The 23,328-nt window shown below is 61.8% G+C and carries 20 protein-coding genes; 7 read left to right on the forward strand and 13 right to left on the reverse strand.

From position 1 onward, the window contains the following. Positions 1 to 8 precede the first annotated feature (8 nt). Positions 9 to 1,349 carry a hemolysin family protein gene (locus HX869_RS05105; protein ID WP_003213385.1) on the forward strand — a complete coding sequence of 447 codons (1,341 nt, stop codon included), beginning with the start codon at positions 9 to 11 and terminating at the stop codon, positions 1,347 to 1,349. Between the two features lie 117 nt (positions 1,350 to 1,466). Here the strand turns inward: HX869_RS05105 and HX869_RS05110 are convergent, their stop codons facing one another. The 8 genes from HX869_RS05110 to HX869_RS05145 form a co-directional block, all read right to left on the reverse strand. Further along, positions 1,467 to 2,117 carry a M23 family metallopeptidase gene (locus HX869_RS05110; protein WP_008439474.1) on the reverse strand — a complete coding sequence of 217 codons (651 nt, stop codon included), beginning with the start codon at positions 2,115 to 2,117 and terminating at the stop codon, positions 1,467 to 1,469. A 236-nt stretch (positions 2,118 to 2,353) separates the two neighbouring features. After that, complete coding sequence (locus tag HX869_RS05115) at positions 2,354 to 3,253, reverse strand: response regulator (RefSeq protein WP_003213389.1); 900 nt, start codon at positions 3,251 to 3,253, stop codon at positions 2,354 to 2,356. Between the two features lie 124 nt (positions 3,254 to 3,377). Beyond that, positions 3,378 to 4,139, reverse strand: coding sequence for a phosphate signaling complex protein PhoU (phoU, locus tag HX869_RS05120; RefSeq protein ID WP_003213392.1), 762 nt, complete (start codon positions 4,137 to 4,139; stop codon positions 3,378 to 3,380). Between the two features lie 72 nt (positions 4,140 to 4,211). Further along, the gene (pstB, locus tag HX869_RS05125) at positions 4,212 to 5,045 is read right to left on the reverse strand and encodes a phosphate ABC transporter ATP-binding protein PstB (protein ID WP_003213395.1); all 834 of its coding nucleotides are present in this window, start codon (positions 5,043 to 5,045) and stop codon (positions 4,212 to 4,214) included. 139 nt (positions 5,046 to 5,184) lie between these two features. After that, a complete protein-coding gene (pstA, locus tag HX869_RS05130) occupies positions 5,185 to 6,855 on the reverse strand; it encodes a phosphate ABC transporter permease PstA (protein ID WP_008439475.1) in 1,671 nt (556 codons plus the stop codon). Between the two features lie 15 nt (positions 6,856 to 6,870). Then, on the reverse strand, positions 6,871 to 8,904 hold the full coding sequence (locus HX869_RS05135; protein WP_372865130.1) for an ABC transporter permease subunit: 2,034 nt from the start codon (positions 8,902 to 8,904) through the stop codon (positions 6,871 to 6,873). Positions 8,905 to 9,334: 430 nt separating this feature from the next. Then, complete coding sequence (locus tag HX869_RS05140) at positions 9,335 to 10,324, reverse strand: phosphate ABC transporter substrate-binding protein PstS (protein WP_003213401.1); 990 nt, start codon at positions 10,322 to 10,324, stop codon at positions 9,335 to 9,337. A gap of 329 nt (positions 10,325 to 10,653) precedes the next feature. Next, positions 10,654 to 11,943 (reverse strand): MFS transporter, encoded by a 1,290-nt coding sequence (locus tag HX869_RS05145; RefSeq protein ID WP_003213403.1) that lies wholly within the window; start codon positions 11,941 to 11,943, stop codon positions 10,654 to 10,656. A gap of 457 nt (positions 11,944 to 12,400) precedes the next feature. Between HX869_RS05145 and HX869_RS05150 the strand changes: the two genes are divergently transcribed. Continuing rightward, the gene (locus HX869_RS05150) at positions 12,401 to 12,805 is read left to right on the forward strand and encodes an acyl-CoA thioesterase (RefSeq protein WP_003176975.1); all 405 of its coding nucleotides are present in this window, start codon (positions 12,401 to 12,403) and stop codon (positions 12,803 to 12,805) included. 58 nt (positions 12,806 to 12,863) lie between these two features. Beyond that, entirely contained in the window at positions 12,864 to 13,763 is a 900-nt protein-coding gene (locus HX869_RS05155) for a D-hexose-6-phosphate mutarotase (RefSeq protein ID WP_178902826.1), read from the forward strand. A 120-nt stretch (positions 13,764 to 13,883) separates the two neighbouring features. Here HX869_RS05155 and HX869_RS05160 read toward each other — a convergent pair whose 3' ends face one another. The 5 genes from HX869_RS05160 to HX869_RS05180 all read right to left on the reverse strand — a co-directional run bounded on the left by HX869_RS05160 (position 13,884) and on the right by HX869_RS05180 (position 17,675). Further along, the gene (locus HX869_RS05160) at positions 13,884 to 14,417 is read right to left on the reverse strand and encodes a DUF3299 domain-containing protein (protein WP_023659290.1); all 534 of its coding nucleotides are present in this window, start codon (positions 14,415 to 14,417) and stop codon (positions 13,884 to 13,886) included. A 78-nt stretch (positions 14,418 to 14,495) separates the two neighbouring features. Then, on the reverse strand, positions 14,496 to 14,741 hold the full coding sequence (locus HX869_RS05165; protein ID WP_003213408.1) for a GlsB/YeaQ/YmgE family stress response membrane protein: 246 nt from the start codon (positions 14,739 to 14,741) through the stop codon (positions 14,496 to 14,498). A gap of 103 nt (positions 14,742 to 14,844) precedes the next feature. Further along, a complete protein-coding gene (locus HX869_RS05170) occupies positions 14,845 to 15,930 on the reverse strand; it encodes a 5-(carboxyamino)imidazole ribonucleotide synthase (protein ID WP_178902827.1) in 1,086 nt (361 codons plus the stop codon). Between the two features lie 12 nt (positions 15,931 to 15,942). Beyond that, complete coding sequence (gene purE / locus HX869_RS05175; RefSeq protein ID WP_003213411.1) at positions 15,943 to 16,434, reverse strand: 5-(carboxyamino)imidazole ribonucleotide mutase; 492 nt, start codon at positions 16,432 to 16,434, stop codon at positions 15,943 to 15,945. A gap of 332 nt (positions 16,435 to 16,766) precedes the next feature. Beyond that, positions 16,767 to 17,675 carry a LysR substrate-binding domain-containing protein gene (locus tag HX869_RS05180; protein ID WP_003213413.1) on the reverse strand — a complete coding sequence of 303 codons (909 nt, stop codon included), beginning with the start codon at positions 17,673 to 17,675 and terminating at the stop codon, positions 16,767 to 16,769. A 181-nt stretch (positions 17,676 to 17,856) separates the two neighbouring features. Here HX869_RS05180 and aspA point away from each other — a divergent pair, with 181 nt between their 5' ends. The 4 genes from aspA to HX869_RS05200 all read left to right on the forward strand — a co-directional run bounded on the left by aspA (position 17,857) and on the right by HX869_RS05200 (position 23,223). Beyond that, a complete protein-coding gene (aspA, locus tag HX869_RS05185; protein ID WP_003213415.1) occupies positions 17,857 to 19,281 on the forward strand; it encodes an aspartate ammonia-lyase in 1,425 nt (474 codons plus the stop codon). Positions 19,282 to 19,673: 392 nt separating this feature from the next. Next, positions 19,674 to 21,125, forward strand: a complete 1,452-nt coding sequence (locus tag HX869_RS05190) for a sodium:alanine symporter family protein (protein ID WP_003213417.1) — start codon at positions 19,674 to 19,676, stop codon at positions 21,123 to 21,125. A 77-nt stretch (positions 21,126 to 21,202) separates the two neighbouring features. Continuing rightward, complete coding sequence (locus HX869_RS05195) at positions 21,203 to 22,180, forward strand: asparaginase (protein ID WP_178902828.1); 978 nt, start codon at positions 21,203 to 21,205, stop codon at positions 22,178 to 22,180. Between the two features lie 50 nt (positions 22,181 to 22,230). Next, positions 22,231 to 23,223, forward strand: coding sequence for an AraC family transcriptional regulator (locus HX869_RS05200; RefSeq protein WP_177116570.1), 993 nt, complete (start codon positions 22,231 to 22,233; stop codon positions 23,221 to 23,223). The last annotated feature ends 105 nt before the right edge of the window (positions 23,224 to 23,328 follow it).

Raw genomic sequence — 23,328 nt, forward strand, 5'->3', positions numbered from 1 at the left:
ACCCCATCATGGACCCTTCCCCTGGCATCACCCTCGCGACACTCTTCGCCGACTTCGGCATGATTCTTTTTGCACTGATCCTGGTACTGCTCAACGGCTTTTTCGTTGCGGCGGAATTTGCCATGGTCAAACTGCGCTCGACCCGGGTCGAGGCCATCGCCCACAAGAACGGCTGGCGCGGGCAGATCCTGCGCACCGTACACAGCCAGCTCGACGCCTATCTGTCGGCCTGCCAGTTGGGTATCACCCTCGCCTCCCTGGGCCTGGGCTGGGTCGGTGAGCCGGCCTTCGCGCACATCCTCGAGCCGTTGCTGGGGGCGATCGGTGTGCAGTCGCCGGAAGTGATCAAGGGCGTGTCGTTCTTTGCCGCCTTCTTCGTGATCTCTTACCTGCACATCGTGGTCGGTGAACTGGCGCCCAAGTCCTGGGCCATTCGCAAGCCCGAGTTGCTGTCGCTGTGGACCGCCGTGCCGCTGTACCTGTTCTACTGGGCCATGTACCCGGCGATCTACCTGCTCAACGCCAGTGCCAACGCCATCCTGCGCATCGCCGGCCAAGGCGAGCCTGGCCCGCACCACGAGCACCATTACAGCCGTGAAGAACTGAAACTGATCCTGCACTCCAGCCGTGGCCAGGACCCGAGCGACCAAGGCATGCGCGTGTTGGCCTCCGCCGTGGAAATGGGCGAGCTGGAAGTGGTGGACTGGGCCAACTCCCGGGAAGACCTGGTGACCCTGGACTTCAACGCACCGCTCAAGGAAATCCTGGCGCTGTTCCGTCGCCACAAGTTCAGCCGCTACCCGGTGTACGACGCCGTGCGCAACGAGTTCGTCGGCCTGCTGCACATCAAGGACCTGCTGCTGGAACTGGCGGCCCTGGACCACATTCCCGAGTCGTTCAACCTGGCCGAGCTGACCCGCCCGCTGGAACGCGTATCGCGCCATATGCCGCTGTCGCAACTGCTCGAGCAGTTCCGTAAAGGCGGCGCGCACTTCGCCCTGGTGGAAGAGGCCGACGGCAAGGTCATCGGCTACCTGACCATGGAAGACGTTCTGGAAGTACTGGTTGGCGACATCCAGGACGAACACCGCAAGGCCGAGCGCGGCATCCTCGCTTACCAGCCGGGCAAATTGCTGGTGCGTGGCGACACGCCGCTGTTCAAGGTGGAGCGCCTGCTGGGCGTCGACCTGGACCACATCGAGGCCGAAACCCTGGCCGGGCTGATCTACGACACCCTGAAACGGGTGCCGGAAGAGGAAGAAGTGCTGGAAGTCGAAGGCCTGCGCATCATCATCAAGAAGATGAAAGGGCCGAAGATCGTGTTGGCCAAGGTGCTGTTGCTCGACTAGGGCACACCCCCTGTAGGAGCGAGCTTGCTCGCGAAGGACGTTAACGATAACGCTGGGATCCTGACACCCGGCAGCGCCCTCAGGTTTTTCGCGAGCAAGCTCGCTCCTACAAAAGCCTTACCGCGTGCCCAGCGCAAAGTTGGGCAACGCCTGCACCGGCTGGTTGAATTCATAGGGAATCGACACCAGCCCCGACGCCGTCGTGCGCTGCACCACAAAATGCAGATGCGGCCCGCTGCTGTTGCCGGTATTGCCCGACAGCGCCAGCGGGCTGCCCACCGCCACGCGCTGCCCTTCCCTGACGCTGACCGACCCTTGCTTGAGGTGCAGGTACACGCCTTGCGTGCCGTCATCGTGCTGCACCCGCACGAAATTGCCCGATGGATCGCTGCCGCGCCCGCTCTGCTCGTTCTCGGTTTTCAGTACGACACCGCCACGTGCCGCGATGATTGGCGTGCCTTCAGGCATGGCAATGTCCATCGCATAACGGCTTTTGAGCTCGGAGTGGCTGAAGGTACCGTTGGGGCCTTGGGTGAGACGGAACGGCCCGCCACGCCAGGGCAAGGGATAACGATAGGAAGCGGGTTGCGACGGATATACAGGCTTGGGAATCACCCGCTCCTGATACACAAACGCCTGCGCCCCGGGCGTGTACCGGTCGCTGAAGACCACAGCGCCGTCGGCGTCGATGGATTTGTAGAGGGTCATGGACATCGCCGGCATGACAACGGCGAACAGTCCACACAACAGCAGTGAGCGCACGAGCATCGGGTTGGCCTGCCAGGGACGACTGAATGGCAGGCTAACAAGGGATCATGACAGTGCTATGTGAACCAAACACTAACCCTGTGGCGAGGGGGCTTGTCCCCCGTTGGGCTGCGCAGCGGCCCCAGTAGAGTTATCGCGCAGGGTCAGGCAGAACTCAATTACAGGGTTTGGGGCCGCTACGCAGCCCAACGGGGGACAAGCCCCCTCGCCACAGGTTTTTTGGAGACCCCATCAAGTCACGCACCCGGCACAAAATGCTTCTGTGCGGTCCCGCGGGCGATCAGCCGCGAAATGTAGTCAAGCTTCTGCGCATCCTGGTCGATAAACCGGAAGGTCAGTTGCAGCCAGTCACTGTCGGGCTTGGGCTCGTAGGCCACCACGGCATGCAGGTAGCCATTGAGACGCGCCACTTCAGCGTTCTCACCCTGCTCCAGGTCGAGCACGGCGCTTTCCAGTACCTGAGGCAGGATTTCACCACGACGCACCACCAGCAGCGCCTCCTTGATACTCAGGGCCTTGATCACACACTGCTGGGTGCCACTGGACAGGCGCAACTGGCCCTGGCCACGACCGCTGGCAGGCGACGCTGCCGCAGCCACCTGCACCGGCGGGCTGTTGAGCAGGCCTTTGCTGGGCGCGGCCACCGGGGCCGGCTTGACTGCGTCAGGCTTGCCACCAGTGAGGGCGCTGAGGGAATCGTTACCGAACGCCGAGTTCATCTTGGTCGGTGCGCTGGCGATCAGCGCGTCGAGGCGGCCAATCTTGTTCAGTGCCTGCTTGACCTTGTTCAGCAACTGCTCGTTGGTGAATGGCTTGCTGACGTAGCCGGAAACCCCGGCCTGGATCGCCTGCACCACGTTTTCCTTGTCGCCACGGCTGGTCACCATGACGAAAGGCATGGCTTTGAGATGAGGCTGTTCACGGCACCAGGTCAACAGTTCCAGGCCGGACATTTCCGGCATTTCCCAGTCGCACAGCACCATGTCGAAGGTTTCGCGCATCAGGATGGCCTGGGCCTTTTTGCCGTTCACCGCATCTTCGATCTTGATCCCTGGGAAGTAGTTACGCAGGCACTTCTTCACCAGGTCGCGAATAAACGAGGCGTCATCCACCACCAATACACTGACTTTGCTCATCGACCCTTCATCCTATAAAAACCCCGGCAAGCATAACGCTTCGCTGATGGCGTTTTGCCAAAAATTCCAACACCACAAACGAAAACGCCCGACCAAAGGCCGGGCGTTTATTTCTCGGGCAATCTTACTTATCGTCAGGAACGCCCGGAACATTAGGGATTTGATCGGTCGTACCTTCAACTTCTGCTTTCATCCGCTTGAGGCCCATGTGCCGCACGTCAGTACCCCGCACCAGGTAAATCACCAGTTCCGAGATGTTGCGTGCGTGGTCGCCGATGCGTTCCAGCGAACGCAGTACCCAGATGATGCTCAGTACCCGCGAGATAGAGCGCGGGTCTTCCATCATGTAGGTCGCCAGTTCGCGCAGCGCCGTCTTGTATTCGCGGTCGATGGTCTTGTCGTATTGGGCCACCGACAACGCCAGCTCGGCGTCGAAACGGGCAAACGCGTCGAGGGCGTCGCGAACCATGTTGCGCACCTGGTCACCGATGTGGCGCACTTCGACATAACCACGCGGCGCTTCGCCTTCCTCACACAACTGGATGGCGCGGCGGGCGATCTTGGTGGCTTCGTCACCGATGCGCTCCAGGTCGATCACCGACTTGGAGATGCTGATGATCAAACGCAGGTCGGACGCCGCCGGCTGACGACGGGCCAGGATGCGCAGGCATTCTTCGTCGATGTTGCGTTCCATCTGGTTGATCTGGTCATCGATCTCGCGCACTTGCTGGGCCAGGCCCGAGTCGGCCTCGATCAGCGCGGTGACGGCGTCGTTGACTTGCTTCTCCACCAGCCCGCCCATGGCCAGGAGGTGGCTGCGCACCTCCTCAAGCTCGGCGTTGAACTGCGCGGAGATGTGATGGGTAAGGCCTTCTTTGCTAATCATGTTGGCGTCCTTGGAACGTCCAGTAAGGTGCGGTCGACCGCAGCATCAGTTCAGTGAGCAACCAGCCACCTGCTAGCCGTAGCGACCGGTGATGTAGTCTTCGGTCTGCTTCTTCGCCGGGTTGGTGAACAGGGTATCGGTGTCGCCAAATTCCACCAGCTTGCCCATGTACATGAACGCGGTGTAGTCGGAAACCCGCGCCGCCTGTTGCATGTTGTGGGTCACGATGACGATGGTGAACTTGGATTTGAGTTCGTAGATCAGCTCTTCGACTTTCAACGTGGAGATGGGGTCGAGTGCCGAGCACGGTTCGTCGAGCAGCAGCACTTCCGGCTCCACGGCGATGGTGCGGGCGATCACCAGGCGTTGCTGCTGGCCGCCGGACAAACCGAGGGCCGACTCGTGCAGGCGATCCTTGACCTCGTCCCACAGCGCCGCGCCTTTCAGTGCCCACTCAACGGCTTCGTCGAGGACGCGCTTTTTGTTGATGCCCTGGATGCGCAGGCCGTAGACCACGTTTTCGTAGATGGTCTTGGGAAACGGGTTGGGCTTCTGGAACACCATGCCCACCCGGCGACGCAGCTCGGCCACGTCTTCGCCCTTGCGGTAGATGTTGGTGCCGTACAGGTTGATCGCGCCCTCGACGCGGCAGCCGTCCACCAGATCGTTCATCCGGTTGAAGGTGCGCAGCAGGGTCGACTTGCCGCAACCGGACGGGCCGATGAAGGCGGTCACGCGCTGCTTCGGAATGTTCATGCTGACGTCGTACAGCGCCTGCTTGTCGCCGTAGTACAGGCTCAGGCCCGGGACTTCGATGGCCACGGTTTCCTGGGCCAGGCTCAGGCTCTGCTTGTCGCGACCCAGGGCTGACATGTTGATGCCGTGGGAATGGGTTTCATGTTGCATGGGATGCTCCCTGTGCTACCAATTCGTTTTGTGGGAGCGGGCTTGCTCGCGAAGGCGTCAGGTCAGTTGACCCATGTATGACTGATACACCGCATTCGCGAGCAAGCCCGCTCCCACATTTAGTCCGCGTTCACTTCAATTAACTGTCCAGCGCTTTGTATTTTTCGCGCAGGTGGTTACGAATCCACACCGCCGACAAGTTGAGCGTGGCGATCACCAGCACCAGCAGCAAGGCGGTGGCGTACACCAGCGGCCGCGCGGCTTCGACGTTGGGGCTCTGGAAGCCGACGTCATAGATATGGAAGCCCAGGTGCATGATCTTCTGGTCCAGGTGCAGGTACGGGTAGTTGCCGTCCACCGGCAGCGACGGCGCCAGTTTCACCACACCCACCAGCATCAGCGGCGCCACTTCACCCGCGGCGCGGGCCACGGCGAGGATCATGCCGGTCATCATCGCCGGGCTGGCCATCGGCAGCACGATCTTCCACAGCGTTTCCGCCTTGGTCGCGCCCAGTGCCAAAGAACCTTCACGTACGGTGCGAGGAATCCGCGCCAGGCCTTCTTCAGTGGCCACGATCACCACCGGTACCGCCAGCAGCGCCAGGGTCAGGGACGCCCAGAGCAGGCCAGGCGTACCGAAGGTCGGTGCCGGCAAGGCTTCGGCGAAGAACAGCCGGTCAACCGAGCCGCCCAGTACGTACACAAAGAAGCCAAGGCCGAACACGCCGTAAACGATGGCGGGTACACCGGCCAGGTTGTTCACCGCGATGCGGATGATCCGCGTCAGGGTGTTCTGCTTGGCGTATTCACGCAGGTACACCGCCGCCAGCACGCCGAACGGGGTCACGATCATCGCCATGATCAGGGTCATCATCACGGTGCCGAAGATCGCCGGGAAAATCCCGCCTTCGGTGTTGGCTTCCCGTGGATCGTCGCTGAGGAATTCCCAGACCTTGCTGAAGTAGAAACCAACCTTGGTCATGTAGCCCATGGCGTTCGGCTGGTAAGCGTGCACCACCTTGCCAATGCCGATTTCGATTTCTTTGCCGTTGGCATCGCGGGCGGTCAGGCTGTCGCGGTTGAACTGGGTGTGCAGGTCGGCCAGGCGGGCTTCGATATCCTTGTAGCGGTTGTTCAGTTCGGCGCGGCCGCTGTCCATGTCGGCCTGGGCGGTGGCGTCCAGCTTGCCTTCCAGCTCCAGTTTGCGACCGTGCAGGCGGATGCGTTCGAGGCCGGCGTTGATGGCGCCGATGTCGGACTTCTCGAGGGTCTTGAGCTGGGCCGCGAGCTTGTTGACGCGGTCTACGCGGGCTTGCAGTTCCGGCCAGGCCGCCTCGCCTTCGGCGATCACCTTGCCGTCCTGCTTGACGTTGACCAGGGTGCCGTAGAAGTTGCCCCACTCACGACGCTCGATGGCCATCAACTCGACCGGCTTGGTCTGGTTGGTCAGCCACTCGCCGACGATCCAGGTGAAGTCATTGCCGTTCAAGTCACGGTTGCCGACCTTGATCAGCTCGCGGGTCATGAACTCCGGGCCTTGGTCCGGCACCGGCAAGCCAGCGCTTTTCAGGCGCTCGCGGGGCACTTCTTCTTTCTGCACCACTTCGCCGACGACGATGTGATTTTCCTGGCCCGGCACGTTGTAGTTGGCCTGGATCAGGTCGGCCGGCCAGAAGTGGCCCAGGCCACGCACGGCAATCACGGCCAGCAAACCAATGGTCATGATGACCGCAATGGACACCGCGCCACCGCTGATCCAGACGCCTGGGGCGCCGCTCTTGAACCATCCATTCAGGGAGTTCTGTTTCACAGACTTCTACCTTTCTTAAAGCGACGAGTATTTCTTGCGCAGACGCTGACGAATCAGCTCGGCGAGGGTGTTCATGATGAAGGTGAACAGCAGCAGCACCAGCGCCGAGAGGAACAGCACGCGGTAGTGGCTGCCGCCGACTTCCGATTCGGGCATTTCCACCGCGACGTTGGCTGCCAGGGTGCGCAGGCCTTCAAACAGGTTCATCTCCATCACCGGCGTGTTGCCGGTGGCCATCAGCACGATCATGGTTTCACCGACCGCGCGGCCCATGCCGATCATCAGCGCCGAGAAGATGCCCGGGCTGGCGGTCAGGATCACGACGCGGGTCATGGTCTGCCATGGCGTGGCGCCCAGGGCCAGGGAGCCCAGGGTCAGGCCGCGCGGCACGCTGAACACGGCGTCTTCGGCGATGGAGTAGATGTTCGGGATCACCGCGAAACCCATGGCCAGGCCGACTACCAGGGCGTTGCGCTGGTCGTAGGTGATGCCCAGGTCGTGGGAGATCCACATGCGCATGTCGCCGCCGAAGAACCAGGTTTCCAGGTACGGGCTCATGTACAACGAGAGCCAGCCCACAAACAGGATGACCGGGATCAGGATCGCGCTTTCCCAGCCATCCGGGACCCGCAGGCGGATCGACTCAGGCAGGCGGCTGAAGACGAAGCCGGCCACCAGGATGCCAATCGGCAGCAGCATCAGCAGGCTGAAGATCCCCGGCAAATGCCCTTCGACATACGGCGCCAGGAACAGGCCGGCGAAGAAACCGAGGATCACCGTCGGCATCGCTTCCATCAACTCGATCACCGGCTTGACCTTGCGGCGCAGGCTCGGGGCCATGAAGTAAGCGGTGTAGATCGCAGCGGCAACGGCCAGTGGTGCGGCCAGCAGCATGGCGTAGAACGCGGCCTTCAGGGTACCGAAGGTCAGGGGCGCCAGGCTCATCTTGGGTTCGAAATCGGTGTTGGCGGCGGTCGATTGCCAGACGTATTTAGGTTCGTCGTAGTTTTCGTACCAGACCTTGCTCCACAGCGCGCTCCAGGAAACTTCAGGGTGCGGGTTGTCCAGCAGCAGCGGTTGCAGCTTGCCGCCGGCCTCGACGATCACCCGGTTGGCCCGTGGCGACATGCCGAAGATACCGTTGCCGTCGACCACCTGGTCCACCAGCAACGTACGGTGGGCAGTGCTGTGGAACACACCGAACTTGCCGGAAGCGTCGAGGGCGGTGAAGCCTTTGCGACGTTCTTCAGCAGTGATTTCAACGATAGGCGCGGTGCCCATCTGGAAGGTACGGATCTGCTTCAGGCGTTGTTCGCCGTCCGGGTCGCGGGCCATGAACCACTGCGCCAGGCCACCGCTGGAGTTACCGATGATCAGCGAGATGCCGCCCACCAGCTGGGTGCTGGCCGTGACTTGCGCCACGCCGTCTTCCAATAATTTGTAGCGACCGTTGAGGCTCTTGTCCCGCAGGCTGAAAACGTCGGCCTGGGCGCGACCGTTGATCACGTACAGCCACTGCTGGCGCGGATCAACGAAGATGGCGTTGACCGGCTCGGTCATTTGCGGCAGCTCGATGCGTTTCTGCTCGGTGGTGACTTCCTCGGTCATCATGTTTTCTTCACGGCTGATGGACAGCACGTTCAGATGGGCACCACTGGAACCAGCCACCACCAGCGTCGAGTCGGTCGCATTCAAGGCGACATGCTCAAGGGAGCGGCCCTGTTCGTCGAGGACGATTGGTGTTTCGCCGTAAGGGTATTCGACGGCGGGCGAGATGGTCTTCTTGCCGTCCGGGTACGACACTTTATAGGTGTGACGGAAAACCAGGGACTGGCCGTTGGACAGGCCGAGGATCACCAGCGGGCTGCCGGGCTGGTCTTCACCAATGGAGGCGACTGTCACGCCCGCCGGCAACGGCAGGTCAACGCGCTTGAGTTCGGCACCCGTGTCAACGTTGAAGAACAGCGCCTGGCCCTTGTCGGAAACCCGCATGGCGACCTGGTTTTGTTCTTCCATGGAGATCATCAGCGGCTTGCCGGCGTCCTGCAGCCAGGCAGGCGCGAGGGCCTCTTCCTTGGTCAGGTTGGCGCCGTGGAACAGCGGCGCGACCACGTAGGCGAGGAAGAAGAAGATCAAGGTGATCGCGCCCAGGACGGCAAGGCCGCCCACCAGCACGTACCAACGGGTCAGGCGATCCTTGAGCGCGCGGATGCGGCGCTTGCGTTGCAGCTCAGGCGTATTGAAATCAATGCGCTTGGGGGGAGAAGTCGTCGTCATGGTGGAATTGGCCAGATCATTCATGCGCACACCCTAGCGATCCTGTATGACAGAAAGATGACAATGCAGTGACGCAAGAAATCCGCCGCGTAGCAGGGCTGGCAGCGGATTAAAAAATGGGAGGCGAGGTCCAGGTCTTACAGACCCCGCCCGGGCCTTGAACCGTGGGTAAACCGCGGTTCAAGGCAGGTTTACCGGCGGCTTATTTGCCACCTTCTTTCAGGCCCAGGTCAGCCAGTGCCTTGGCGGCAACTTTGGCTGGCAGCGGGATGTAGCCGTCTTTCACTACCACTTCCTGGCCCTGTTTGGACAGAACCAGCTTCACGAACTCGGCTTCCAGCGGGGCCAGAGGCTTGTTCGGGGCTTTGTTGACGTAGACGTAGAGGAAGCGCGACAGCGGGTATTTGCCGTTCAGGGCGTTTTCTTCGCTGTCTTCGATGAAGTCAGTGCTGCCTTTCTTGGCCAGGGCCACGGTTTTCACGCTGGCGGTTTTGTAACCGATGCCCGAGTAACCGATGCCGTTCAGCGAGGAGCTGATGGACTGCACAACCGACGCCGAACCAGGTTGTTCGTTCACGTTAGGCTTGTAGTCGCCTTTGCACAGGGCTTCTTCCTTGAAGTAGCCGTAGGTGCCGGATACCGAGTTACGACCGAACAGTTGCACTGGCTTGTTGGCCAGGTCGCCGGTCACGCCCAGGTCGCCCCAGGTCTTGACGTCAGCCTTGGCGCCGCACAGACGAGTCGAGGAGAAGATCGCGTCGACTTGTTCCATGGTCAGGTGCTGGATCGGGTTGTCCTTGTGCACGAACACGGCCAGGGCATCCACGGCAACCGGGATCGCGGTTGGCTTGTAGCCGTACTTCTGCTCGAAGGCAGCCAGTTCGGTGTCCTTCATCTTGCGGCTCATCGGGCCCAGGTTGGAGGTGCCTTCAGTCAGCGCAGGAGGTGCAGTGGCGGAGCCGGCGGCCTGAATCTGGATGTTGACGTTCGGGTATTCCTTTTTGTAACCCTCAGCCCACAGGGTCATCAGGTTTGCCAGGGTATCGGAACCAACGCTGGACAGGTTGCCCGACACACCAGTGGTCTTCACGTAAGCCGGAATCGCCGGGTCAACACCAGCGGCTACCGCGTTAGCGGTCGCAACGCCAGCAGCGACAAAAGTCATTGCCGCCATCAAACGTTTCAGTTTCATGCCTTGCTCCTAGCAGATAGGGATAGTTGGATCGGGGCCAAGTATCGGTAGGCCGTGTGAACACTCTATGTCTGGAATATGACAATTAGATGAAAGGCCAGCATTTATGAAAAAGCTGACAGGAAGGAGAAACGCCAATAAATCCGGGGCTTGCGAGGAGGTTGGAGCGATTTCGTGGAAACAATCTGTAATCGTTGTAAGGCAAAATCTGTGGCGAGGGAGCTTGCTCCCGTTGGGTCGCGTAGCGGCCCCCAGAATGGAACGGCTGCGCAGTTCAACGGGAGCAAGCTCCCTCGCCACAAGGTTGTCCGGCAGTTTTCAAAAACGTGTCAGCGCCCGCGCTTCCACAGGTACCCACCCACCGCCATCCCCATCACGCACAGGGCCGCCACGTAGTAAGCAGGGCCCATCGGGCTTTCCTTCATCAGCAGCGACACCGCTAACGGCGTCAGGCCACCGAATACGGCGTAGGCGACGTTGTAGGAGAACGACAAACCGCTGAAACGCACCACCGGCGGGAACGCTTTCACCATGACATAGGGCACCACGCCGATGGTGCCTACAAACAGGCCGGTCAAGGCGTACAGCGGGAACAGCCAGTCCGGGTGAGCCATCAGGCTGTGATAGAGCGTCCAGGACGTTGCCAGCAACAAGGCACAACCGATGATCAGCACGCGCCCGGCACCAAAACGGTCGGCCAGGGCGCCGGAAGCGATACACCCCAGGCTCAGGGTGACGATGGCCAGGCTATTGGCCTGCAGCGCCACCGTTGGGCTGAAGTGGTAGATCGTTTGCAGCACGGTCGGCGTCATCAGGATAACCACGACCACACCGGCCGACAGCAGCCAGGTCAACAGCATCGACAGTACGATGGCGCCACGATGGTCACGCAACACCGCGCGCAACGGCAGCTCGGCCGCCAGGGTCTTGCGCTGCTGCATCTCGGCGAAGATCGGGGTTTCGTGCAGCCAGCGACGCAGGTACACCGACAACAGGCCGAACACACCCCCCAGCAGGAACGGAATGCGCCAGGCGTAATCCGACACCTGTTCCGGGCTGTAGAGCGTGTTGATGGCGGTGGCCACCAGCGAACCCAACAGGATGCCGGCCGTCAGGCCGCTGGTCAGGGTGCCGCAGGCATAACCGATGTGACGGGGCGGCACGTGCTCGGATACGAACACCCACGCGCCCGGCACTTCACCGCCAATCGCCGCGCCCTGGATCACGCGCATCAGCAGCAACAGGATCGGCGCCCACAGGCCGATCTGCGCGTAGGTCGGCAGCAGGCCCATGATCAGGGTCGGCACGGCCATCATGAAGATGCTCAGGGTGAACATCTTCTTGCGCCCCAGCAGGTCGCCGAAGTGCGCCATGATGATCCCGCCCAGCGGCCGCGCCAGGTAGCCGGCGGCGAAGATGCCGAAGGTCTGCATCATGCGCAGCCATTCGGGCATGTCCGCCGGGAAGAACAGCTTCCCGACTACCGTCGCAAAAAATACGAAGATGATGAAGTCGTAGAACTCCAGCGCCCCGCCCAAGGCAGACAGCGACAGGGTTTTGTAGTCGTTGCGGGTCAGCGGGCGCGACGGTTGCGCACTGCTTGCGGGCACGGAGGACATGGCAAGGCTTCTCTTATAGTAGTCAGGACGGCAAGCCCGGGACTTGCGGCAGGCTTGGCAAGATAGCAAATCGCTTGAAAAAGCACAGCGTTGAGCCGTTAACAGTTCAGATCCGCGAAATATTTCCGCAGCAGACGTGCAATTAATATGAGCAGGAGCACAGTTGCCGGAAAAAGCCGCGATACAGCGTCTATTTACCGACCAAATGAGCGTCGGGAGGTCGTCGTGGCGCCGACGGCTCGATATACTCGGCCCTTGCAAGCGCCAGACCCGCATCCTTGAGGGGCTGCTGTGCCAAAACGCCGTTGGTTATACACCAGCCGATTTGGCAGAGTTTCCCTTTAGTACGCCTTACGAGAAACGCATCGAGCGGTGTATGTTGGTGCTGAAACGTTTTTCCAGAAGACGGCTATCCACTTGAAATACCCATGAAGCGTCACGGGTCAGAGGCACCGGCATGATCGAACTCGAACAAGAAGATCCTATCCCGCAAGGCGATCTCGCCCTGCAAATCACCGCACTCCCGCGTGAAACCAACGGTTTCGGCGACATCTTCGGCGGCTGGCTGGTCGCGCAGATGGACCTGGCCGGCACCGCCATGGCGAGCAAGGTTGCCGGTGGCCGCGTAGCCACCGTGGCGATTGATCGCATGGCATTCCTGGTGCCCGTGGCCGTCGGCGCGCAGTTGTCCTTCTATACCCAGGCCCTGGAAATCGGCCGCAGCTCGATCCAGATGATGGTCGAAGTGTGGAGCGACGACCCGCTGTCCAGCGAATGGCGCAAAGTCACCGAGGCGGTGTTTGTGTTCGTTGCCATCGATGGCAGCGGCCGCACCCGCTCGGTTCCGTCGCGGGCGCGTTAAACATCGCGACGTTTTGACGGTCCATTGCCCCATTGTCTGCCATTGAGAGCGCGCGCCTATGTCTACGCCCAACGTTGAAACCGTAAAACTGGATGAGCTGAACGCTTGGCGCATCCGCCACAACGGCGCCGAATTGGTGGTGGCCCAGCAAGGTGCGCATATCGTCAGCTACCAGCGCGCTGGCGAGAAGCCAATCATCTGGCCCAACGATCAGGTGGTGTTCAAGAAAGGCAAAGGCATTCGTACCGGCGTGCCGGTGTGCTGGCCGTGGTTTGGTGTGTTCGACCGCAACCCGCAGAGCGTCAAGGCCATGTACCAGGGCGCCGAGCCGGCCGGTGCCCATGGTTTCGTGCGGACCGCTGACTGGACGTTGGCTGGCGTTGAGGCTGAAGGTACAGCGCTGAGGGTTGAGCTGGAACTGCCGGTGCCTGAAGGTGGCTTCCCGGGTTGGCCGCATCAGGTCGACCTGAAGATGAGCATCCTGCTGGATGATCAACTGCACATCCGCCTGACCAGCCACAACCACGGCGCCGAGACCGTCAGCCTCAGCCAGGCGCTGCACAGCTATTTTGCGGTCAGCGATGTACGCAACGTGCAGGTCGACGGACTGGACGGGCGGGACTATATCGATACTGCCGACGGCTGGACCCAAAAGCAGCAATCCGGGCTGCTGCACTTCACCGCCGAGACCGACCGCATCTACCTCGACACCCCGACTCAAGTGAACATCGTCGATAAAGACTGGCAGCGCCGCGTTCAGCTCACCAGCACAGGCTCGCGCTCGACGGTGATCTGGAACCCGTGGACCGAACGTGCCAAGGCTTTCAGCGACATGGCCGACGACGGCTGGCAGGGCATGTTGTGCATCGAGACCGCGAATGTGCTGGACGATGTGGTGACGCTGGCGCCAGGTGAAAGCCATACCCTGGGCGTGAGCATCAGCGGTATCGCCCTGTAACCCCAATCAAAAATGTGGGAGCGGGCTTGCTCGCGAATGCGGTGTTCCAGTTAGTGCATGTGCTGACTGACACACCGCATTCGCGAGCAAGCCCGCTCCCACATTAGGTTCTGCATCAGATCAGAGATCCGATTCCTTGACCGCCCGCACCTTCCCCGCATCCAACGCATACGCCGCATCGGCCAGGTCATTGTTGACCTTCTCCACCTTCAGCGTGCCCGTCACCCACAGCGGCGTGTAGATGTCATCCAGCTTCAAGCCCTTGGGATAACGCACCAGCACCAACTGGTTGGGCGGCGGTGGCGGCACGTGGATGCAGGCGCCCGGATAAGGCACCAGGAAGAACAGCGTGCTGCGGCCCTTGGCGTCGGTTTCCAGCGGCACGGGGTAGCCGCCAATGCGAATATTCTTGCCGTTCATGGCAGCCACCGTCTTGGTGGAATACATAACCGCCGGCAAACCCTTGCTCTGCTTCAGGCCACCCTTTGCGGTGAACGTGCCTTGGGCTTCCGGGGAGTTGTGGTCGATTTCCGGCATTTCTTCGAGGGCTTTCTGGTCCGACTTGGGCATCAGTTCCAGCCAGTCGGTTTCCGGCAGTTCGCCAGCGTGGGCCAACCCGGTGCATAGAAGAAGGGATAACAGAAGACGGCGCATGGAGAGGCTCGGCAAGGATTACAGTGCCGGCATTCTAGCCCTCTGCGCCTGCACAGCGCAGAGGGCCTGGTCGCTAAATTACTTCTTTTTCAGCAGACCGTAGATCACCAGCAGCACCACGGCACCCACCAGCGCACCAATGAAGCCTGCGCCCTGGCCCGCCTGATAGATACCCAGTGCCTGGCCACCATAGGTCGCAACCAGCGAACCGGCGATACCCAGCAGGATGGTCATGATCCAGCCCATGCTGTCGTCGCCTGGCTTCAGGAAACGCGCCAGCAGGCCGACGATCAAACCGATAAAGATGGTCCCAATGATACCCATGGCATTTCCCTCTGATTGAAGTGAATTCAGTCAAAGCCTAGTCAGACTTTGGCTTCCTGCAATCAGAGGGTGGCGGGTACCAATGGTTCCGCCCGGCCTTGGGTTATTGCTCGGCGATCAGCGCTTCGACCTTGAGGATCTGCGCTTGCAGCGTCGCGCGATCCTTGCAGCGCAGGTTGGCGTGGCCGACCTTGCGCCCGGCCTTGAACGCCTTGCCGTAGTGATGCAGATGGCAGTCATCAATCGCGATCACGCGATCAACCGGCGGCACCACGCCGATGAAGTTGAGCATGGCGCTCTCGCCGACTTTTGCCGTGGAGCCCAATGGCAAGCCCGCTACCGCCCGCAGGTGGTTTTCGAACTGGCTGCACTCGGCGCCTTCGGTGGTCCAGTGCCCGGAGTTGTGCACGCGCGGGGCGATTTCGTTGGCCTTGAGGCCACCGTCGACTTCAAAGAACTCGAACGCCATCACGCCGACGTAATCCAGTTGCTTCAGCACACGGCTCGAATAATCTTCGGCCAGGGCTTGCAGCGGGTGATCGGTGCTGGCCACGGACAGCTTGAGGATGCCGCTGTCGTGGGTGTTGTGCACCAGCGGGTAGAAACGCGTTTCGCCATCGCGGGCACGCACGGCAATCAGCGAGACTTCACCGGTGAACGGCACGAAGCCTTCCAGCAGGCAGGCAACGCTGCCCAGTTCGGCGAAGGTACCGACCACGTCGGCGGCGGTGCGCAGGACTTTCTGGCCCTTGCCGTCGTAACCCAGGGTGCGGGTCTTCAACACGGCCGGCAGGCCGATGGAGGCGACTGCGGCGTCCAGGTCAGCCTGGGACTGGATGTCGGCGAAAGCCGGTATCGGGATGCCCAGGTCCTTGAACATGCTCTTCTCGAACCAGCGGTCACGCGCGATGCGCAAGGCTTCGGCGCTCGGGTATACCGGCACGAACTGCGACAGGAAGGCCACGGTTTCAGCCGGGACGCTTTCGAACTCGAAGGTCACCAGGTCGACTTCATCGGCCAGTTGGCGCAGGTGATCCGGGTCGCTGTAGTCCGCACGCAGGTGTTCACCCAGCGCAGCTGCGCAGGCATCTGGTGCCGGATCCAGGAAAGCGAAGTTCATCCCCAGCGGCGTACCCGCCAGGGCCAGCATGCGGCCCAGTTGGCCGCCACCGATTACACCGATTTTCATCAATCAACCACCTCAGGCAATGCGTGGGTCTGGATTGTCCAGGACGCTGTCTGTCTGCTCAGCACGGAATTTTTTCAGCGCCGCGTGGAACTGCGGGTGCTTGGCGCCGAGGATGCTGGCGGACAACAAGGCAGCGTTGATCGCGCCGGCCTTGCCGATCGCCAGGGTGGCCACCGGGATACCGGCGGGCATCTGCACGATGGACAACAGCGAATCCACGCCCGAGAGCATCGACGACTGCACCGGTACGCCAAGCACTGGCAGGTGAGTCTTGGCTGCACACATGCCTGGCAGGTGAGCTGCGCCGCCGGCACCGGCGATGATTACCTCGATGCCACGGGATTCTGCTTCATCGGCATACTGGAACAGCAAATCCGGAGTGCGGTGGGCGGAAACCACCTTCACTTCGTAGGGAATGCCGAGTTTTTCCAGCATATCGGCGGTGTGGCTAAGGGTGGACCAATCGGACTTGGAGCCCATGATCACGCCAACCAATGCACTCATCGTCGTGCCTCTTCTCTCTGGGCGCCCGCAGGCGCGTCAAAAAACAACAAGCCACGCGGGAAATCCAGCGTGGCTTGTTGTACGAATTAAGGCCGGTTGGACCGGCCGAAGGCCGCGCAGTATACCGTAATAACGCAGATAAACAGCCCCTGGAATGACCATCTGTCTTACACCGCAAACAGGCGGTTTTATTGACTTCCAGGTCAGCGAACACACCAGAAAACTAATGTGGGAGCGGGCTTGCTCGCGAATGCGGTGGATCAGCCACAGATGGGGTGACTGACACTACGCTTTCGCGAGCAAGCCCGCTCCCACATTTGATCTGTGTGGGCTCAGGTATTCTGCGCCGCGCCGCCTTCCAGCTTGCGCCACAACAACCGCACGTTCGCCTTGCGCACCAACGCACAGCGATACAACCGGATCTCCAGCGGCACATGCCATTGCGGGCCGCCGCACACCACCAGCTCACCCCGGGCCAGCTCGGCGCGCACGCTCAACTGCGGCACCCAGGCAATGCCCAAGCCCTCAAGGGCCATGCTTTTCAGGCTGTCGGCCATGGCCGTTTCGTAAATCGTGGTAAAGCGCAGCGCCCGCTGGCGCAGCAGCAGGTTTACCGAGCGCCCCAGGAAAGCTCCGGCGCTGTAGGCCAGCAGCGGCACGCTGCCCTCGCCTTCCAGGTCGAACAGCGGCTTGCCGTCGGCATCGGCGGCGCACACCGGCAGCATCTCGGTGTTGCCCAGGTGCAGCGACGGGAAGATCTCCGGGTCCATCTGCATCGCCGCATCCGGGTCGTAGAACGCCAGCATCAAATCGCAGCCGCCTTCGCGCAGCGCATGCACGGCGTCGCCCACGTTGGTGGCGACCAACCGCGTGGCGATGTTCAGCCCTTCGTTGCGCAACTGCGCGATCCAGCGCGGGAAGAAACCCAGGGCCAGGGAGTGCGCCGCCGCCACTTGCATGACTTCGCCCTGCCCGCCTTCCAGGTGATGCAGGTGGCGCAGCACCTCGCCGAGCTGCTCGACCACGGTCCGCGCGGTGACCAGGAACAACTGCCCCGCCGCCGTCAGTTCGACCGGCGTGCGCGAGCGATTGACCAGGGTCAGCCCCAGCGCCGCCTCCAGGCTGCGGATGCGCCGACTGAACGCCGGCTGGGTGACGAAGCGCCGCTCAGCCGCCTGGGAGAAGCTGCGGGTGGCAGCCAGGGCGCTAAAGTCTTCCAGCCATTTGCTTTCAAGGTTCATCACATCCTCCCGGGGCACGCACCATTTTGGCACACACGTCCGTCATGGTAACGGGGTCACACCGACATTATGCCGTTTATGCATAGGCCAGTGTTTAACAGCATTGGCCCAAAATCTCCTGCAAGCCTAGCATTCACAGCGTTCCGGCCTAGCCCGGGTCCATATCGAGATGATTTCCGTCATGTCCTCCGCTGCATCTTTCCGCACAGAAAAAGACCTGCTTGGCGTACTCGAAGTACCCGCTCAAGCGTATTACGGCATCCAGACCCTGCGAGCGGTGAACAACTTCCGTCTCTCGGGCGTTCCGATTTCGCATTACCCGAAATTGGTGGTCGGCCTGGCAATGGTCAAGCAGGCAGCTGCTGACGCCAACCGCGAGCTGGGCCAACTCAGCGAAGCCAAGCACGCTGCCATCAGCGAAGCCTGTGCCCGTCTGATCCGCGGCGATTTCCACGAAGAGTTCGTGGTGGACATGATTCAAGGCGGCGCTGGCACTTCAACCAACATGAATGCCAACGAAGTCATCGCCAACATCGCGCTGGAGGCCATGGGTCACAGCAAGGGCGAATACCAATACCTGCACCCCAACAACGACGTGAACATGGCGCAGTCGACCAACGACGCCTACCCGACCGCGATCCGCCTGGGTCTGCTGCTGGGCCACGACGCGCTGTTGGCCAGCCTCGACAGCCTGATCCAGGCGTTCGCTGCCAAGGGTGAAGAATTCAGCCACGTCCTGAAAATGGGCCGTACCCAGCTGCAAGACGCCGTGCCGATGACCCTCGGCCAGGAATTCCGTGCCTTCGCCACCACCCTCGGTGAAGACCTGGCCCGCCTGAAGACCCTGGCGCCTGAGCTGCTGACCGAAGTGAACCTGGGCGGCACCGCCATCGGTACCGGCATCAACGCCGACCCGCGTTACCAGGCCCTGGCCGTCCAGCGCCTGGCGACCATCAGCGGCCAGCCGCTGGTACCGGCTGCCGACCTGATCGAAGCCACCTCCGACATGGGCGCTTTCGTGCTGTTCTCCGGCATGCTCAAGCGTACCGCGGTGAAGCTGTCGAAGATCTGCAACGACCTGCGCCTGCTGTCCAGCGGCCCACGCACCGGCATCAACGAAATCAACCTGCCGGCGCGTCAGCCAGGCAGCTCGATCATGCCCGGCAAGGTCAACCCGGTGATCCCGGAAGCCGTGAACCAGGTGGCGTTCCAAATCATCGGTAACGATTTGGCGCTGACCATCGCGGCCGAAGGCGGCCAGCTGCAACTGAACGTGATGGAGCCGCTGATCGCCTACAAGATCTTCGACTCGATCCGCCTGCTGCAACGCGCCATGGACATGCTGCGCGAGCACTGCATCGTCGGCATCACTGCCAACGAAGCCCGCTGCCGCGAACTGGTGGAACACTCCATCGGCCTGGTCACCGCGCTGAACCCGTACATCGGCTATGAAAACGCCACCCGCATCGCCCGTATCGCCCTTGAAAGCGGCCGCGGCGTGCTGGAACTGGTGCGCGAAGAAGGCTTGCTCGACGACGCCATGCTCGACGACATCCTGCGCCCCGAAAACATGATTGCCCCACGCTTGGTGCCTCTGAAGGCCTAAGCGTTTGTTGCACCGCTCACCAGGTTGAGGGACTAGACACCTCTCACCTTTTGAGGGCCTGAAGGCTCGTTCTTCAGGCCCTTTTTTTTGCCTCAAGGTTGTGAAATGACGCCAATAAAAACTCCAAGATCGCCCAACAAACCCGCCTTGCCCGTAACGCCTTGGCTGAAACCTTTAATCGCCTCGTGCAGACGGATCACCCACTCCTAGGTATAGTGCCGCCCCTCTTCGCGTCAGCGGTCGTCGGTAACGAGACCCTGGGAAGCGCGAAACCGCATGAATAACAACACCCGCAAAAGGATTGGGGTCGAAGCGTCGTGCACTGCCTGGTGCCGAGCGATGCGTCGGACCGTCCTGCGTTTGCCATTAGAAAAATCAGCGAGGAACACTCCATGCTAGAAGTCATCAACGACTTCCTCTCAGGGAAAGTATTGATCGTGCTCATTGTCGGGCTCGGTGGTTACTTCACGATCCGCTCGCGTTTCGTTCAGTTGCGTCACTTTTTCCACATGTTTTCGGTGTTTCGCGACAGCCTGAAAAGCAGCGCCGGCCAGCTCAGTTCGTTCCAGGCGCTGATGCTCAGCCTCGCCGGGCGCGTGGGTGCCGGCAACATCGCAGGCGTCGGCATTGCCGTGACCCTGGGTGGCCCGGGCGCCGTATTCTGGATGTGGGTCACCGCACTGGTGGGCATGTCTTCGAGCTTTATCGAGTGCTCCCTCGGCCAACTGTACAAACGCACCGACGCTGAAGGCACCTACCGTGGTGGCCCGGCGTATTACATCCAGCACGGCCTGCACAAACGCTGGTTGGGCATGGTGATGGCGTTCCTGCTGCTGGTGACTTTCGGCTTCGCCTTCAATGGCCTGCAAGCCCACGCCGTCACCCACTCGCTGAACAACGCGTTTGGCCTCGACACCACCTACACCGGCCTGGCCCTGGCGGTGTTGCTGGGCCTGGTGTTCATCGGCGGGATCAAGCGTATCGCCTCGATCGCCGACCTGCTGGTGCCGGTCAAGACCCTGGTCTACATCGCGGTGACCCTGTACGTGATCGTGCTGCAATTCGACCACGTGCCGGCCATGCTCGCGACCATCGTCAAGAGCGCTTTCGGCCTCGACCAGGCCTTCGGTGGCCTGGTGGGCAGCGCGATCATCATGGGTGTGAAACGCGGCGTGTTCGCCAACGAAGCCGGCCTGGGCAGTGCGCCTAACGTGGCGGCAGTCGCCTCGGTTGAACACCCGATCGCCCAGGGCGTGGTTCAGGCGTTCAGCGTGTTCCTCGACACCTTCGTCATCTGCACCTGCACCGCGCTGCTGATCCTGCTCTCGGGCTTCTACACCCCGGGCTTTGAAGGCGACGGCATTGCCCTGACCCAGAACTCCCTGGCGGCGGTGGTGGGTGACTGGGGCCGGATGTTCATCTCGGTGGCCCTGGCGTTGTTCGTGTTCACCTCGATCATGTACAACTACTACCTCGGCGAGAGCAACCTGCGCTTCATCGTGGGCGACAACCGCAAGGTGCTGATGGGCTACCGTGCGCTGGTGCTGGTGCTGATTTTCTGGGGTTCCATCGAGAACCTGAGCACCGTGTTTGCCTTCGCCGACATCACCATGACCATGCTGGCGTTCGTCAACCTGTTCGCCCTGGCGTTCCTGTTCAAGATCGCCATGCGCATCCTGAATGACTACGACGGCCAGCGTGCTGCGGGCATCAAGACCCCGGTGTTTGATTCCAGCAAGTTCCCGGACCTGGACCTGGACCGCAAGGCCTGGCCGGCAAATCCGGTGAAGCCTGAGCCAGCCGCTCAAGCGACCGCAGAACTGAACGCTCAAGCGCAACGCTAAACCTAGATAGATGACACGCCGCCCGGCCTTGGGCATGCTCTGGGCCCGGCGGCGTTTTTCGTTCAGGAGATTCTTCAATGCAACCAGCCAACAACGTCATGGTGCTCTACACCGGCGGCACCATCGGCATGCAGGCCAGCGCCAACGGCCTGGCCCCCGCTTCGGGGTTTGAAGCGCGCATGAGCGAAGCCCTCGCCCAACTGAATATGCCAGCCTGGCGCTTTCGGGAAATGTCCCCGCTGATCGACAGTGCGAACATGACCCCCGCCTACTGGCAGCGCCTGCGCGCCGCCGTGGTTGAGGCGGTGGACGAGGGTTGCGACGCCGTACTGGTGCTGCACGGCACCGACACCCTGGCCTACAGCGCTGCGGCCATGAGTTTCCAACTGCTGGGCCTGCCCGCGCCGGTGCTGTTTACCGGCTCGATGCTGCCGGCCGGTGTACCCGACAGCGATGCCTGGGAAAACGTCAGCGGTGCGCTGGCAGCCCTGGGCGCTGGCCTGGCGCCTGGCGTGCAACTGTACTTCCACGGTGCACTGATGGCCCCGACCCGTTGCGCGAAAATCCGCAGTTTTGGTCGCCACCCGTTTGCCGCGTTGCAGCGTAACGGCGGCGTCGCCCAAGCCGAGTTGGTTCCGGCGGCGCTGCATTACCGCCAGGCCAAGGCGCTGGCCAATGTGGGTGTGCTGCCACTGGTGCCGGGCATCGCCGCCGCGCAATTGGACGCGTTGATCGACAGCGGCATCCAGGCGCTGGTGCTGGAATGCTTCGGCAGCGGCACCGGACCGAGCGACAACCCGCAGTTCCTCGCCAGCCTGCAGCGCGCGCAGGATAACGGCGTGGTCGTGGTGGCAATCACCCAATGCCATGAAGGCGGTGTGGAGCTGGACGTGTACGAGGCCGGCAGCCGCTTGCGGGGCGTCGGGGTGTTGTCGGGTGGCGGGATGACCCGTGAAGCCGCGTTCGGCAAGCTCAATGCCTTGATCGGCGCCGGGCTGGACATCGCCGAAATCCGCCGCCTGGTCGAACTCGACCTGTGCGGCGAACTGAGCTGACCGGCATATAACTTGCTCCTCTTCCAGCCATCCCCTGGCTGGAAGCCCCCATGCTGCACTCTCACCTCACCACCCTCAATGCCGTCTCGTTGGTGCTCAATACCTTCAAGGCCGAAGGCCAACCCGCCGAGGCCTTGCTGGCCGGCAGCGGTATCTGCGCGGCGGACTTGAGCCGCGCCGACACCCGCATCACCACCAACCAGGAGATGCGCGTGTGCGCCAACGCCGTGGCCCTGCGCCGGGATATCGGCCTGGAGCTGGGCCGGCAAATGCACGTTTCTTCCTATGGCATGCTCGGTTACGCACTGCTCACCAGTGCCACCTTCGGTGACGCTTTGCGCCTGGCGCTGCGGTATCCGGCGCTGCTGGGAACACTTTTCGAGCTGGACCTTGAGGAAGACGGCACGCGCATCTGGTTCAGCGCCGCGGATTACCGGGAAAATCCGGCGCTGGAAACGTTCAACGTCGAACTCTGCCTGGCCTCGTTGAAGGTGATCTGCGACGACCTGCTGGGGCATGCCCTGCCGCTGCTGGGGGCGCGCTTTGAACACGACGCCCCGGATTACCGCGCACGGTACGCCGAAATCTTTGCCTGCCCGCTGCAATTCGGCGCCATCGCCAACGCGTTTGCCTTCGACCGAAGCTGGCTGGACCAGCCCCTGCCATTAGCCGACGCCGTCACCCACCAGGCCATGGCCGAGCGCTGCCGCAAGCAAAACACCGAGTTCACCGGGCGCCAGGCCTGGCTGGGCAAGATTCGCCACCTGCTCGCCAGCCAACTTAGCGCCGCGCCGGGCGTCGACGGCCTGGCCGAGCAGATGAACTGCTCCCCGCGCACGCTACGCCGGCACCTGCATGACTTGGGCTGCAGCTATCAGGAGTTGCTGGACGAGCTACGCTTCGAGCGGGCCAAGCGATTGCTGGGCGAGGATGAGCTGCCCATTTACCGAATTGCCGAGGCGCTGGGCTTCAGCGAAACCGCGAGTTTCCGTCACGCCTTTGTTCGCTGGAGCGGCGTCGCACCCAGCCAGTTCCGCCCCTGAAGCCACTTGCTGGGGCACGGCCGCGCCATTTCGGGGCGAATTGCGGTCACACACTTTGGCCATATTTATCCCCTTTTGGCCTCTCCTGCCATTCTCATTAATCCC

It is taken from the genome of Pseudomonas sp. P7779, from assembly GCF_013386315.1.
Lineage (GTDB): Bacteria > Pseudomonadota > Gammaproteobacteria > Pseudomonadales > Pseudomonadaceae > Aquipseudomonas.